We start from the raw sequence: 15,928 nt of genomic DNA on the forward strand, positions 1-15,928 counted from the left end.
AGTTTTTAATGGCTTTCGGAAGATTAAAGAACGGAAGAAAAGAATTTATCACTCGTTTTCAATCTGCTTTCGGAACAAACAAAATCACTTCGTTCTTCTCACCTGTTTCCCATTTTAAATTTCTCGATGGTTTTAAATCTAAGAGGTTTATTCTTTCAGTTTCGTTTTGTTTCATATTCCTTCAATCATTGGGAAATCAGATTCTTACTCTCGTCCCAAACAAAATGGGACGAGAGTAAGAATAACAATATTACATTACTGCAGTTGGTGGAGCAGGTTCATCTGGACGACCAGCGTTCTTAACCGGTATCTGAATCAAGAGCCATGCTATGAATACAAATACGATTGAACTTACATAGAACGGGAATGGGAATCCTGCAAATACTGCAGGTAACCATGCATCGTACTTAATGTCGGCAACCGCGAGTCCGGCAAAAAGCAATCCGATTAAAGCTTCACCCGCAATTAAACCTGCGGCAAGAAGAACACCTGTATTCTCAACCCGCGCTTTTTGCGCATCGTTGAATTTCTTCTTTGCTACAACCTTATCGACCATACCTTTGATTATACCGCCGATGAAAATGGCGAATGTTGTTTCAAGAGGTAAATACATGCCGACGCTAACAAGCATCGGGCTTTTTACCTGCATCAAAATGAAACCAAGACCCATCAGCATTCCTACTATAATAAGAGGCCAAGCCATTTGTCCGCCAACAATTCCCTGAGACAATAATGCCATCAAACTTGCCTGTGGAGCGGGATAAGTTTTACCTCCCAATCCGGTTCCACCCATATTAATATCACCTTGATGTAAAATTACGAGCGGGAAAAACATAACAGCCGCCGCAAGTCCGACACCAATAAGATCACCCACCTGCATCTTCCACGGTGTACCGCCGAGTATATGTCCAACTTTAAGATCTTGCAACATCTCGCCTGCAACTGCAGCCGCAACGCAAACAACTGCCGCAACACCTAAAACTGCTGCAACCCCAGTTTGTCCCGACATACCAAGCGCCACCATAAGAAGAGCAGCAACAAGCAGGGTTGATAGCGTCAGACCACTTATAGGATTATTGCTTGAGCCGATTATTCCGACAAGATAACCGGAAACTGCTGCGAAGAAAAATCCCGCAATAATCATCACGATTGTTGCGACCAACGCTGCAACAACATCCTGCGCGAAGTAATTATAGATGAAAAATGTCAAAACTCCTGTCAACAGAATTCCAATCATAACCCATTTGAAACTTATATCCTGTTCGGTTCTCACGGTTACATGTTCGCCTGTTGCAGCTTTTTTCACATCGCCGATTGAACGTTTTAATCCCGCGCCCAAACTTTTTCTCATTCTAAATAATGTGAATGCTGCACTCATCAACATACCGCCGATTGCAATCGGACGAACAATATAACGCCATACATTATTCGCCATTGCTGTCCATGAACCGTCATCCATCGGTGTTGTTGAAGTTGACATCAATGAGGGACCTATGAAATACGTAAGAATCGGAACGAACAATCCCCACGCAAGTAATCCGCCGCTGAAGTTCAGTGAAGCAAGTTTCGGTCCGATAATGTATCCAACACCCATGTAAGATGGATTGACTCCGGGTGTGGTTAAAAGAATACCGCTTTGTGCTGCAACCGAACCGCTTGTTTTTAAACCGATTGTTGCTTTTGAAAATTCAATGAATTTTTCAGCCGATTCAGCAAAGAATCTCAAATTACGCATCGCCTGAATTATTGCACCAATACCCATTGCTGCGAATAAAAACTTCGCACCCGTTCCACCGCTACGACCGGCTTTATGGATTTCAGATGCTGCAACCGATTCCGGAAATGGCAACTCAACATCTTCTACCATAACCCGCCGTAAAAGTGCTACGAACATAATTCCAAGCACGCCACCGGCAAGCATGATGAGAGATGATTGAAGATAATGACCTACAGTAAAGAACTCTTCCCAAATTCCCGCGATAAAAAATGCCGGAAGTGTGAAGATAGCCCCCGCTGCAACCGATTCACCTATTGAGCCGACTGTTCTAGCCATATTCTCTTCAAGAATATTCCCTTTGACTAATCGCAAGAATGCCATGCCGATAACCGCAGCGGGATAAGTAGCAGCGATTGTCATACCTGCCTTCAATCCTAAGTATGCATTAGCGGCGCCCAAAACGACGCACATGATCAAGCCGATAAAAAGCGCTCTGCCGGAAAATTCCGTCATCACTTTATCAGCCGGAACGTATGGCGTAAACTTTTTAGCTCCGCCACCAGATTGTGTATCTGCCATTGATGTCTCCTTTATATATAATAGAAGAATTAATAATTAACATTTCATTTTCAATTGAATAACGCTTTAAAAACATAACCGGCCATCTGAGGATTTTCTTTAAACCGCCGGATCGAATATCTATACCAGTGTTCTCCAAATGGAACATAAACCCGCATCCTGTGTCCATCCTGAACTATCTTCGATCGCAAATCGTCTTTCACACCGAGCAACATCTGAAATTCATACTGGTGCTTTTGCAACTTCATAGCTTGTATAATTCGGAATGCCGCATCAACCAAATAATCATCGTGAGTGGCAATACCGACGTAAGCTTTTTGTTCGAGCATTTTCTTCAACACCTGAACAAAATTCTGATTGACCTCATCGTGTCCTTTGAATGCGATCTCCGCCGGTTCAACATAAATCCCCTTGCACAATCTAAAGTGTCCGAGTCCGTCTTTTATTAACTCATCAGCATCGTTTTCAGTTCGTCGCATGTACGCCTGAAGCACAATTCCGCTGTTGTTAAAATCTTTCCGGATTTGACGGTACACCCAAATCGTATCGTCTGTTGTTGGAGAATCTTCCATATCGATCCGGACGAAATTGTTAAACTCCTTTGCCTTGGCTATAATCATTCGAACATTATCAAGACAAAAATTTTTATCTAAAGCTAAGCCAAGTTGAGTGAGTTTGATTGAAACATTCGAATCTAATTTTTCTTTTTGAATGGTTGGAAATAATTCTAATATTTCATTCCGTGCAGCAATGGCTTCTTCTTTAGTTGAGATCGCTTCACCCAAAACATCTAAAGTTGCCATGATTCCCTTGAAGTTCAATTCTTTGACAACCCGAACTGCATCCAAAAGAGTCTCGCCGGCAATATATTTATTTGCAAATTTTCTTACAATTGGTTTTGGAACGACTGGGAGCGTGGTAACAATAAGCTTATTTAGTAGATTCATTTACTTTATTCAAAAAGGAATTGAAAATCTTGTTTATTTCGGCATTATGGGAAAATTAAACTTGCTGAATATAGGCACAATCGCCATAAAAATCAAGAAATCTCAACCGAATATAAGATTTACAATCCATACCGACATAAATATTCCCACAACATCTGCAACAATTCCGGCAGGGACTGCTTGTCTGGTTTTACTTATGCTAACCGAACCAAAATAGACAGCAAGCACATAGAATGTCGTTTCACCACTGCCCATCATCACTGCAACCATTCGTCCGATGAGAGAATCTGGTCCGTGAGATTTAATTGTTTCCGCCATCACTCCTAATGCACCGCTGCCGGATAACGGACGCATAATTGCCATCGGTAATGCTTCAGCAGGCATGTTGATCAAATTTGTAAGTGGTGATAATAATTTTGAAAGCAATTCCATCGCCCCACCCGCACGAAATATTCCGATTGCAACAAGCATTGCAACAAGATATGGAATAATTCTGACGCCTATGTTGAACCCCTCCTTCGCACCTTCAACGAAAGCTTCATAGATTTTCACTTTTTTAACAGCGCCGTAAATTATGATGAATAAGATAAGTGCCGGGATTGCCAAAACAGAAATCATAGCCACGATATCAACAAAATTTTTCATGGTTTCGCCTCCACCTCAAGTTGCTTCCTGAAAATTCGCAATTTTGCCAGTAACTTTACAGTAATAATTCCAACAATTGTATTGACCGTAGTGACAACAATTACAGGCCCAATAATATCTGTCGGATTAGATGCCCCCGCAGATGCTCTAATTGCTATCACTGTTGCCGGAATCAACTGCACATTACTAGTGTTGATAACTAAAAATGTACACATAGCATCGGTTGCTGTTCCTAATTTTTTATTCAGCTTATTTAATTCTTCCATAGCTTTCAAACCGAGTGGCGTTGCAGCATTTGCAAGACCGAGCATGTTAGCAGATATATTCATTATCATCGCACCCATAGCAGGATGATCGGCGGGGACATCCGGGAATAATCTGGTTGTAACAGGTTTCAGTAGACCTGCAAGCTTGGCAATCAGTCCCGATTGCTCGGCAATCTTCATAATGCCAAGCCACAGAGCCATTATGCCGATAAGCCCGAGGGCAAGCTCGACGGCAATTTTTGCGTATTTAATTATTCCATCGTTAGTAACGGCATTCAGTTTGACAAATTTAATCGGATCAAAAACCATTTTGCATTTGATATTATTGCCGTTAAAAACATCGTAGCTGATATGAGCAGAAAGATATTTTTCATTCTTTTGCATCTTAAAAATTTCTTGCCACAGAGGCGGAGTGTTCTCGTCGACAAAAATATGGAGAGTACCGGAATTACTTTTGCCAGCAACAATTTCGGCTTTCTGTGTCATGCCGAGTTCACACGAATAAATTAGTGTACAAGGATAAACCTGCGATTGCCTCAAAGGATAAGGTGGTGGCTCTTCAAAATGTAGAACGGTTTCTATCACTTCACCATTATGGTATTTGTTTGAAGAAAGTTCTTTCCAATCGCCCCAAACGGCAACCGTTATTCCGATCACTATTAATCCCAACCAAATATAATTGAGCATAGCTCTACCTTTTCATGATATTGTAACTCTCAACACTTAGCTCTTAGCCCTTAGATTTTTTAATTTTAACTTTCTACTTCAGACTTCCGACTTCACAACGTGTTAATATAACGGATTATTGGGGAGATGTCAACACCGATCCACTTTTGCACAACTCCCAAATTTACCATATCTTTAACTCAAATTTAATCCGCATTTAACCGCAACAAATTAAATAATCTTTAATAGGAACACTTTAATGACGATTCAAAAACGACGCTCATGGGCTGAACCGTTTAAAATTAAAATGGTTGAGCCGCTTAAAATGACAACCAAACCTGAAAGAGTTAAAGCACTTGAAACGGCAGGATACAATACATTCCTTCTGAGATCGGAAGATGTTTACATCGATCTTTTAACCGACAGCGGCACTAACGCAATGAGTGAAAATCAGTGGGCAGGGTTGATGCTTGGCGATGAAGCATACGCCGGAAGTAAAAATTATTTTCACCTTGAAGACGCGGTAAAAAAATATTACGGCTACAAATATCTTGTTCCCACGCATCAGGGCAGGGGCGCAGAGCATTTAATTTCCAAAATAATGATCAAGCCCGGAGATTACATAGCGGGCAACATGTATTTTACAACTACCCGTCTTCATCAGGAACTTGCCGGCGGCGCCTTCGTGGATGTAATCATCGATGAAGCACACAATACACTGAGCACACATCCTTTCAAAGGGAATATCGATCTGCAAAAATTGGAAGAATTGATAAAGCGTGTTGGAGCGAACAAAATTCCTTACGTGAGCGTTGCAGCCACCGTAAATATGGCGGGCGGCCAGCCGGTTTCTATGAAGAACATGAAAGACGTGCGTGAGCTGACGAGCAATCATGGCATTAAAATTATCTTTGATGCAACCCGTGCGATTGAAAATGCATATTTTATCAAGACGCGTGAAGAGGGTTATCAGAATAAATCTATCTCCGAGATATTGCTTGAGATGTGCTCGTACACCGATGGCGCAACGATGAGCGCAAAAAAAGATTTGCTTGTGAATATCGGCGGCTTCCTCGCGATCAACGATTTTGATATTTTCGAAGAAGCACGCAATCTCGTGGTTGTGTATGAAGGATTGCACACGTACGGCGGTTTAGCGGGCCGCGATATGGAAGCGATGGCTCGCGGCATCGAAGAAGCAGTTCAATACGATCATATCAAAGCGAGAATCGGTCAGGTGGAGTATGTGGGCAATAAACTGCTTGAGCAAAATGTTCCCATCATTCAACCGGTAGGCGGACATGCGATATTTCTAGATGCGAAACAATTCTTCCCGAAAATGCCGCAAACTGAATTCCCCGCTCAAACGCTTGCGGCGGAAATTTACTTGGATTCAGGCGTAAGAACTATGGAACGAGGAATTGTTTCTGCCGGAAGGAATAAAGAGACAGGTGATCACTATTATCCGAAACTTGAACTTGTCCGCGTCACATTTCCGCGCCGAGTTTACACGCAGGCACACTGCGATGTAACGACTGAATCTATTGTCGATGTCTATGGGCGAAGAAACTCAATCAAAGGTATGCGCATGGTATATGAACCGAAATACTTGAGATTTTTCCAGGCACGATTCGAAAGGTTATAGTATACAGCGGCGGTTTCGTCAAATCCGGAACCGCCTCATATTTTATCTAACTCACCACTCACAAATTAACTACTCAGTAGAGACTTCTGAAATATTATATTAATCAGCAAAAGACTGTCACGCTGAGACTTCGGCGTGAGCTCAGTCGAACGCTTGTCGAAGTGTGATTCCATAGCAAAAAGTCATGGTTCGATCCCTCGATAAACTCGGGATAAACTTGCTCACCATGACATTGAATTTATTATTCAGATGTTTCCACTATACAGCCCTCCTTCCGTTTGCACAACTCCCAAAATTGAGCTATCTTTGAAAGAATTTACAATTATCGATTGACAATTAAGCATTGGCAATTCAAATGTTTAGACGAAAAAAACACACATCTCACAATAATTCTTTGCCTTTAATTTTTAGCACTCATTTCTCAGCTCAAAGCTCTAAGCTCTCTGCCCAAAGCCCCCGGCTCATTTCTCTCAGCCCTAAGCCCTCTGCTCTAAGCTCTATACTCTTAGCTCCTAGCTCATGGCTGTTGGTTATTGGTTATTGGTCATTACTCCTTTGTTTTTTGTTATTCGTGGTTAGTGAACCGATGCATGCTCAGGATAAAGAAAACTCCGAATTCAAATTAGCAGTCGGTTTGTACAACGACGGGATGTACGATTTGGCAGTTGAGCAATTTAAAAATTTCATCAATACATATCCGAATACATCCAACGGCATCGAATCGCGCTTTTACCTCGGCACCACGCAACTAAAATTAAAAAGGTACGATGAGGCAAGAGTAACTTTTCAGAATTTTGCGCTTACATACGTTGAACACCCGAAAGCGCCCGAAGCGTGGTTGAAAGTTGGCGATGCCTTCCTCGCCCTCAACAATGTACGTGAAGCCGCTTCCGCGTACGAGCGGGTAAAAGTTTTTCATCCTAAAAGTCAGTTGGTGCCCGAGGCGCTGTTAAAAGCGGGTCAGTTATATCGTCAGTTGGAAGATCGGGAGAATGCTAAGAAAATTTTCCGCATCATCATTCAGGAATATCCGACAACCTCAAGTGTGTTGCCGGCGCGGTTTGCTATCGGAGAGATGTATGCCGAAGAAGGTCAAACGGAATTGGCAGAACGCGAAGCACGGCGTGTTGCCGAAAGCGATGCCCCTCCCGAGGTCAAGGCAAGCGCTTTATTCTCGATCGGTAAACTGCAGGTATTGAACTGTTTATTCGCTGAAGCCGAGGCAACATTCAAATCGGTGATTTCAAATAATAAAAAATCATCTGCCGCAACAGCAGCGGCATTCGAGCTGGGAAAGTTAGCCGCGAGCGGGCGCGACTATAATACCGCGATAGATTATTTTAAAAAAGTTTTCTCAGACGAGTCTGCGGATGATTCACTCCAATCCAGAGCGATGCTTGAGACTGGTAAAGCTTTCCGGAATCAGAAAGAATATTCGAATGCCAAAAAATCATTTGATAAACTTATCTCGAAATTCCCGAAATCAACGCTGGCAGATCAAGCGATTGTTGAAGCGGGCAGATCGGCTTTTTTGAACGAAGATTTTAAAGAGGCGCTTCGATATTTTAAAAAAATAATTTCCAATCCGAGTTCTCATTATTTGGGAACAGCTTTACTTTCTGCTGCCGACGCGTCATTCATGCTCAAGCAGTACAACGAGGCTTGCCGCTATTTGTTGAACTATGCCGGGGTTTTACCAGATAATATTCAGACTCCATCTGCATTGCTCAGGTTAGGAAGAATCTTCGAGAATAATTTACAGGAATACAGAAAAGCGATAAATATTTACGATCAATTGACTCAAAAATTTCCGCAATCACCGTTGGTTGTTGAAGCCGCGATTGGAATTGCTGCTTGTCAGGAGAAAGCCAACGATTTCGACGACGCGTTAAAAACATACATCGATCTTCAAACCCGTTATCCCGCGAATGATTTCTCCGATTCGGTTTCGGGCAAAATCGAATTCATTCAGAATCACCGAATCAAAGACCGGGATGCCGGAATTGAAAAACTTGCGCGACTGATGGGCGAAGTCTTAACAGATAAAAATAAATCTGAACTCTCTTTCAAATTGGGTGAAATATACTTTAACGATTTAAAAGATTATGAATCTGCGGCAAAGCAATTCACATCGGCAATCGACGGAGGATTGGATGAAGATCGGCTATTCAATGCTTATTATTTTCGCGCACGATCATATCATCTTTTATCTGAATTGAAACCTGAAGCGATCACTCCGGCGATCGAATTTTATGATGCTCTTCTAAAAAAATATCCGAAGAACAACGCGAATGATGACGTCGCATTTTATTCTTACAAATTAAAATCCCGTGCGAAAAATCCGACCGAGATTATCGGCATGGCTCAGGAATATTTATCACAATATCCCTCATCCGGTCATTGGGATCAGATTTTACTGGAGTTGGCAAACGCATCCGCGATGGCTCAGGCACCCAACGATGCGATATCAACTCTCCGGCTTTTAGTCACGGAATATTCAAAATCTCCTATCTTATCCGACGCATATTTTGAATTGGGTGATCTGTATAAGCAACTTAAAAACCCCGACTCATCTGAGCTGAATTGGCAAAAAGCAGTTTCCTCTGAGCATGTCAGGCCTTCTACACTCCAATCGCTTTGGAATCTTGGCGAACACTATAATCAGAAGCGTAACTATCCCGAAGCGATTAGCATACTGAAACGGCTGGTCAATGATTACTATTACAGTTTCATTTCAGAAAAAGCGGCATCGGTAATACCCGAGCTGCACATAGCGAATGCCGAGTATGACGAAGCGATTCAACTTTATTTTGAATCGTTGAACAAATATCTTACCGACGAATCAAAAACAAACAGCGTAAATCAAATCTATTTTTCGCTGGCAACGGTTTATGAAAAAAAGGGTGAGCGTCAAAATGCTTTGAAATATTATACGGAATATTTGATTGGTGATAGGAAAGGAGTTTACGCGAGCAAAGTATTTTACTCGCTCGGAACTCTTGCCCGCTCCGAGGGACGCCTTGATAAAGCATCCTCTTATTTCAGGCAAGCCGTATCGCTTGGCGACGCCGGTTCCACGACGAGCGATATTGCCGACTTACTTTTTCAAACCGAACAATATGGCGAAGCTGCAAAGCAATATTCCCAACTTGCCCAGGCAAACGACAGTTTGAAAGATAAGCAGTATTTTCAATCGCGTACTATCGTTTCCACCCTCCGTGACAACCGACTTGCTGAAGCCCAAAAACTCGTAAACGATTTTTACAAAAACTACAAAGATGCGGAAAGATATAAAGCCGAGTTCGAATATGAAACCGGACTACTTCACTACAGAAAACAAGATTATAATACCGCAAAAAAATTGTTTGAAAACGTTGCGGACGATTATGAAGAAACCAGATTCGGCGCGTGGGGCAATTATTATATCGGTAAAATTTCAGAAGTTTTGAATAAGCTTGAAGAAGCTGCAAAAAAATATGAATCGGTGCTCAAGAAATTTCCCGATTCAGACGTGATACCGAGAGTACTTCTATCGCTCGGGAACATGCACTTCAACGCTGAAAGATATGAACAATCGATTAGGTTTTATCAGGAAATCATAAAGTCACCGAGCAAATCGGGCGACATACTATCGTACGCGATGAACAACCTGATAGAAGCGTATGAATCAACGAAACTGTATGATGACGCTTTAAAGATTACACGCGATTACATTGAAAGATATCCTAACGATGAGGCTATAATCGATAAGAAAATTAAACTCGGCACCCTCTACACAAAAATAGGTTATTACGATCAGTCGGTTTTGCATTTCCAGAATTTAATTCCAGAAGCGGGCAACTTATTGGAAGCTGAGATCCGGTACAATATCGGCGAGGCATATTATTATAAAGGCGATTATCAGCAGGCGATTCTCGAATTTTTGAAAGTACCTTATCTGGTTACCAAACAGGGAAAAGTAAATTGGACTGCTACATCGCTTTATATGGCAGGACAGTCGTACGAAAAAATGTCAAAATTCAGCGAGGCAATCAGCATGTACCAACAGGTGATCGATAGATCCGGAATCGACGCGACATTCAAAGCGGCTGCGCAAAAAGAAATTAACAGGGTAAATTCAATTATCAAGAAAGAATCCCGTTAGTGCTGGAACGCGAAACTGAAAATATATTAAAGACAATCAAACAACTCCTGCCGGATAAGGGAACCGGCGTTGCCTGCTTAAAAGATATTCTGGCGGTTGATTTACCAAATTCATTAAAATATTATTTCAGAGCCGAGGTTGAAGCGTTACTTCGAAACGAACAATTAAGGTTCGCGAAAGAAAGCCGCTTCAATCATAACCAGCCTGAAATCAAGAGCTTGCAACAACAAATCGATTCTGTACTCATCCTGAATTATAAGTTTCAGAATATGGAACATCACATGGATGATACGATTCATTTGATGATAAATTACCTAATCCGTCCGCAATGGACTTTATCGAACCTGATTTTTGAAAAAAATAAAACAGTTTCTGCTCAAAATCTCATCGATATATTCAGATATTTCGCGCCGTATGATTATTTAAAAGAAATCGTAATAAAATATTTTTCAGAAAAAAAGATTACCGCGATAACCGAAAAAGAATTCAAGACATTGCTGTGGAAAGCCGACAGCGAATATATAAAACGAAAATCGGGTTATGAACTCGCCGAAACAATCTCACCCGTATTTGAACTTTTTAATCACTATATTAGAAGCACCAACTACTTGTTACCGATCAAAGCGATCATCAAGTATTTTGAAGATAAGGGGCTAAATCTAGCAATTCCCCGTCTTGAAGGTGAAATTGCGCAAGGCAAAACTGAAATCAGTAAAAAAGAACTCGGAGAATTTCTTGAAGACTGCAGGCACGCGCTCGGTTCGTTCCAGGCGGATATCCCGAATTGGGATCAACAGGTTAATGATGATTCTGCCGTTCAATCGATTCCGAAGATAAAATTTGAAATTTCGGAATCTGACAAAAGAAAATTTATAAAGAAAATATTCAGTCATAATGAACAGGCATATCTCTCACTTCTTGATACCCTGACGAAACAATCGTCATGGAAGCAGGCATCGAAATTAATCGATGAGATTTTCATAAAATATGATGTTTATCCGTATTCACCGGAGGCGACAAAATTTGTAGAAATAATGTCCGAGCAATTTCATCCTAAAAAATGATTCGATATTTTATACTTGAAAAAACAATCTGTCCTCTCGGCTATATTAACTTATTTTTATTTTTAACTTTTTAATTTTGAATTGAACCATGTTCATTGATGAAGCAACGATATATGTAAAAGCCGGTGACGGCGGGGATGGGATGATAAGTTTCCGTCGCGAAAAATATATTCCCAAGGGGGGACCCGACGGTGGTAACGGCGGCAAGGGTGGAGATATAATTTTACGGGCCGACAGGCAACTAACAACATTGATGGACTTCCGCTACAAGCGAAGATATAATGCGAGTGATGGTAATAAGGGAGAAACATCTAACAGAACCGGTAAGAGCGGCGAAGATACTGTTCTGAGAGTTCCGGTCGGCACTATTATACATGATTCTGAAACAAACGATATTATCATCGATTTAAAACGCGAAGGTGATGAAATTGTGATCGTCAAAGGTGGTCGCGGCGGCAAAGGGAATGCCGAGTTCGCAACATCAACAAATCAAGCGCCGCGTAAAGCGACAAAAGGTACACCGGGTGAAGAACGAAACATCAATCTTGAATTAAAACTTCTTGCCGACGTCGGACTTGTCGGATTTCCCAATGCGGGTAAATCAACTTTAATCTCTCGTATATCTGCCGCAAAACCAAAGATCGCAGATTACCCATTCACAACACTCATTCCGAATCTCGGCATTGTAAGATACAGCGAAGAAAAAAGTTTTGTTGTCGCCGATATGCCGGGACTTATCGAAGGGGCACATACGGGCAAAGGACTTGGTATTGAATTCCTGCGGCACATTGAAAGAACAAGCGTGATCGTATTCCTCATCGAATGCACGAGCGAAGATCCGAAAGAACAATATAAAACTTTAGCCAACGAGCTAAAATCATTCAACGAGAAAATGCTCAAGAAACCCCAGATCGTTGCCGTATCTAAAATGGATTTGGCAAATGCTGATCTTAAAAAAGCATTGAAGAAATTGAAATTCAGAAAAACCATAAAGGTTATTCATATATCTGCCGTCACCGGAGAAGGATTGAAAGATTTAATTGATGAGATGTGGCGAAAAGTAAGTCGAAATATTAAATAACATGAGATTATTTCAATGAAAACAATTTATATCAATATATTCTTTTTAATTTTATTCATCTCAACACCAAGACAAAACTTTGCTCAAAATGAAAATGAATTAGCTCGCGGTTCGGTTGAAATATTCGATCCCGCTCGCGACGCGGCTGCCGATATTCGTACGGCAATCATTGAAGCGACCCGAAGCGATCGCAGAATCATACTCGATGTCGGCGGTAATTGGTGCATCTGGTGCAAACGGCTCGATACTTTATTCATGAAGAATAAAGATTTAACCGAATTTATGCTTAAGAATTACGTTGTTGTCAAGATTAATTTCAGCAAAGAAAATGAAAACGAAAAAGTTTTATCACAATACCCGGAGATCAAAGGATATCCGCATATATTCGTGCTGGAAAAAGACGGTAAACTGATTCATTCACAGAATACCGGAGATTTAGAGTCAGGTAAAGGACACAACAAGGAAAAAGTTTTTGAATTTCTCAAGAAGTGGGCGCCCGCTTCTTCACGTTCGCAAGACGAGTTCGATATAAAGATAGGTGAAGAAAATTATACGATGAAAAAATATTTCTTCTGTCTATTGAAGAAAGGTCCGAACAGAAACCAGGATTCCGTTGCGGCAAAAATGATTCAGGATAACCACCTCGCTCACCTCAGCAAATTAGGCAAACAAGGTTTAATTTCTATTGCGGGACCATTCGATGGTGATAACGAATACCGCGGAATAATAATTTTCAATGTGAGATCAAAAGAAGAGGCAGAAAAATTGGAAGGTGAAGATCCTGCGGTTATATCGGGAAGATTATCAATGGAGATATTGCCGGTATGGCTCGCGAAGGGATCGAAGCTACCTTAATGATTCAGCCAGTTACTTAAAATCTTTTTACCTTCAGTCGTCATAATCGATTCCGGATGGAATTGAATCCCTCTAACATCAAACTCTTTGTGCGCGATCGACATAATGATTCCATCATGATCGGTTGCGGTTATTTCAAAACACTCAGGGAGATATTTTTTTGATACCATCCATGAATGATAAAGACCCGCCTCGAATTTAGCCGGGAGTCCGTTAAATAAATATTCATCTCTTCGTAAAACTTTCAGCTCTCTCTTCATTCCGTGAGAGACACGCGGCATTCTGATCAATTTGCCGCCGAATGCTTCCGCGATTGCCTGATGCCCAAGGCAAATTCCTAATATTCGTTTTGTGGGCGCAAACTTTTTGATAACGGGTATCAATTTTCCTGCCTCAGCGGGAATGCCCGGTCCCGGACTGATCAAAATATTTTCGTATTTATTAATCTCGGTGATGTCTATTTCATCATTTTTAATTATCTTGACGCCAAAACCCTGACTTTCAACAATTTGTATTAAATTGTATGTGAATGAATCATAATTATCAATTAAAATTATTTTAGTATTCATAAATTTATTTTGATGAAATTTTTATTACCTTTAACATCAATGAATAGATCAGATGCCATACAAACGATGAATAGGTTAGGGAAGAATAATGTTCCTTTCCTTTTTATCATCGATTATGAGATGCGGAATCCACAAATCCTTAAATTAGACGATATCGACGAAACGAAAATATTGTACGATATCAACGGTATTCACAATGATTTTGTTAAGCCAATATTGCAGAAAAATATATCTTTCGCAAAAAAACCTGTTTCTCATAAAAAATACATGCGGGCGTTCAATAATATCCAAAAACATATCGGCGCGGGTAATACATATCTCTTAAATCTAACTTTCCCGACCGAGATTAAAGTAAATCTGACCCTGCTTGAAATATTTCTTCACAGCGAAGCAAAGTACAAATTATTTTTTAAGAATAAGTTTGTTGTGTTTTCTCCTGAGCGATTCATTCAAATCTCCGATGGACGGATTTCATCCAATCCTATGAAAGGAACGATTGATGCCTCGATATTAAACGCGAAAAATATTATCTTGAATGATATTAAAGAACAAGCAGAGCATAATACTATAGTCGATTTAATCAGAAACGATCTCAGTATGATTGCGAAAAATGTTCGCGTCGAGAAATTCCGGTACATCGACAAAATTAAAACACATAATAAAAACTTATTTCAGGTCAGCTCTAAAATCGTCGGTGAACTCGATCGGAATTATAAATCCAAAATTGGAGATATTATTTTTGCATTATTACCGGCCGGCTCAATAAGCGGCGCACCAAAAAAGAAAACGATTCAAATTATTTATGGAACTGAAAATTATAAACGAGGATATTACACCGGAGTATTCGGATATTTCGACGGGGATTATCTCGATAGCGGTGTGATAATCCGATTCATAGAACGAAACAAAAATAAATTCATCTATAAAAGCGGGGGTGGAATAACCTCACTCAGTAATCCTAAATTAGAGTACAATGAAATGGTAGATAAAATATATGTGCCCATTGTTTGAAACAATAAAAGTTGAAAATAGAATTCTGCACAATCTCGAATATCACAACGAGAGGTTGAACAAATCCCGGAAGAATCTATTCGGATGCAACGATATTATCGACTTAAATGAGATGATATCAATTCCCGAAGATCTGAGCGATGATATTATCAAATGCCGGGTTGTCTATTCAGAAGAAATCGAGCAGATTCAATTCGCCAATTACGTCAAACGACAAATTCGAACACTCAAGCTGGTCGAGTGCGATAATATTGTATATTCTTACAAATACGTTGACAGAAGAATATTCAGCGAACTCATGGATTCAGTCAATACCGATGATATTCTTATCATCAAGAATGGAAAGGTAACGGATACTTCATTTTCAAATATAGTTTTTTTTGATGGTACGAAATGGGTAACCCCCTCGCATCCTTTGCTGCGCGGGACAAGACGAGAAAAGTTGCTGAGGGATAATATCATTTCAGAAGCTAACATCGGGGTTGAAGATTTATATCTGTTCGATAAAGCAACTCTGATTAATTCTATGATTGATTTTGGCGAAGGTCCGATAATTGACATTTCCGATATCACGCGCCAATAATATTTAATTTTACTCTTCATCGAAATAAAAATCAATTTTACAACGCGGGTATTCATTTTATATTCCTTGCAATTAATGAGCGAGTAATGTATATTCCTCGTGTCTTGCATGATAAATCGAACTAAAATGAATCAGAACACCATTCCGGTTATTCCA

At 40.5% G+C, this 15,928-nt stretch carries 12 protein-coding genes; 7 read left to right on the plus strand and 5 right to left on the minus strand.

What is annotated here, in order from left to right; all coding sequences use genetic code 11:
* Positions 1-250: 250 nt before the first annotated feature.
* The 4 genes from HZB59_02840 to HZB59_02855 all read right to left on the minus strand — a co-directional run bounded on the left by HZB59_02840 (position 251) and on the right by HZB59_02855 (position 4,463).
* A complete protein-coding gene (locus HZB59_02840; protein ID MBI5020349.1) occupies positions 251-2,230 on the minus strand; it encodes an oligopeptide transporter, OPT family in 1,980 nt (659 codons plus the stop codon).
* 116 nt (positions 2,231-2,346) lie between these two features.
* Entirely contained in the window at positions 2,347-3,243 is an 897-nt protein-coding gene (locus HZB59_02845; protein ID MBI5020350.1) for a proline dehydrogenase family protein, read from the minus strand.
* A 102-nt stretch (positions 3,244-3,345) separates the two neighbouring features.
* Positions 3,346-3,888, minus strand: coding sequence for a spore maturation protein (locus HZB59_02850; GenBank protein MBI5020351.1), 543 nt, complete (start codon positions 3,886-3,888; stop codon positions 3,346-3,348).
* On the minus strand, positions 3,885-4,463 hold the full coding sequence (locus HZB59_02855) for a nucleoside recognition protein (GenBank protein MBI5020352.1): 579 nt from the start codon (positions 4,461-4,463) through the stop codon (positions 3,885-3,887). The genes HZB59_02850 and HZB59_02855 overlap by 4 nt, the downstream gene beginning before the upstream one ends.
* Positions 4,464-5,079: 616 nt before the next feature.
* On the opposite strand from HZB59_02855, the gene HZB59_02860 reads away from it, so the two are divergent.
* The 5 genes from HZB59_02860 (at position 5,080) to HZB59_02880 (ending at position 13,609) form a co-directional block, all read left to right on the plus strand.
* Positions 5,080-6,465 carry a tyrosine phenol-lyase gene (locus HZB59_02860; protein MBI5020353.1) on the plus strand — a complete coding sequence of 462 codons (1,386 nt, stop codon included), beginning with the start codon at positions 5,080-5,082 and terminating at the stop codon, positions 6,463-6,465.
* A gap of 562 nt (positions 6,466-7,027) precedes the next feature.
* Positions 7,028-10,609 (plus strand): tetratricopeptide repeat protein, encoded by a 3,582-nt coding sequence (locus HZB59_02865; protein ID MBI5020354.1) that lies wholly within the window; start codon positions 7,028-7,030, stop codon positions 10,607-10,609.
* Positions 10,609-11,673, plus strand: coding sequence for a hypothetical protein (locus HZB59_02870; protein ID MBI5020355.1), 1,065 nt, complete (start codon positions 10,609-10,611; stop codon positions 11,671-11,673). Before HZB59_02865 ends, HZB59_02870 begins: the two co-directional genes overlap by 1 nt.
* A gap of 88 nt (positions 11,674-11,761) precedes the next feature.
* On the plus strand, positions 11,762-12,754 hold the full coding sequence (obgE, locus tag HZB59_02875) for a GTPase ObgE (protein ID MBI5020356.1): 993 nt from the start codon (positions 11,762-11,764) through the stop codon (positions 12,752-12,754).
* A 15-nt stretch (positions 12,755-12,769) separates the two neighbouring features.
* Positions 12,770-13,609: a thioredoxin family protein gene (locus tag HZB59_02880; protein MBI5020357.1), complete on the plus strand. Its 840-nt coding sequence runs from the start codon at positions 12,770-12,772 to the stop codon at positions 13,607-13,609.
* Here HZB59_02880 and HZB59_02885 read toward each other — a convergent pair.
* Positions 13,606-14,178 carry an aminodeoxychorismate/anthranilate synthase component II gene (locus HZB59_02885; GenBank protein MBI5020358.1) on the minus strand — a complete coding sequence of 191 codons (573 nt, stop codon included), beginning with the start codon at positions 14,176-14,178 and terminating at the stop codon, positions 13,606-13,608. The genes HZB59_02880 and HZB59_02885 overlap by 4 nt on opposite strands.
* A 39-nt stretch (positions 14,179-14,217) precedes the next feature.
* Here HZB59_02885 and HZB59_02890 point away from each other — a divergent pair, with 39 nt between their 5' ends.
* The gene (locus HZB59_02890) at positions 14,218-15,189 is read left to right on the plus strand and encodes an aminodeoxychorismate synthase component I (protein ID MBI5020359.1); all 972 of its coding nucleotides are present in this window, start codon (positions 14,218-14,220) and stop codon (positions 15,187-15,189) included.
* Positions 15,182-15,772: an aminotransferase class IV gene (locus HZB59_02895; GenBank protein MBI5020360.1), complete on the plus strand. Its 591-nt coding sequence runs from the start codon at positions 15,182-15,184 to the stop codon at positions 15,770-15,772. Before HZB59_02890 ends, HZB59_02895 begins: the two co-directional genes overlap by 8 nt.
* Positions 15,773-15,928: the final 156 nt, after the last annotated feature.

Source organism: Ignavibacteriales bacterium (genome assembly GCA_016214905.1).
In the GTDB taxonomy this organism is placed as follows: domain Bacteria; phylum Bacteroidota; class Ignavibacteria; order UBA10030; family SZUA-254; genus PNNN01.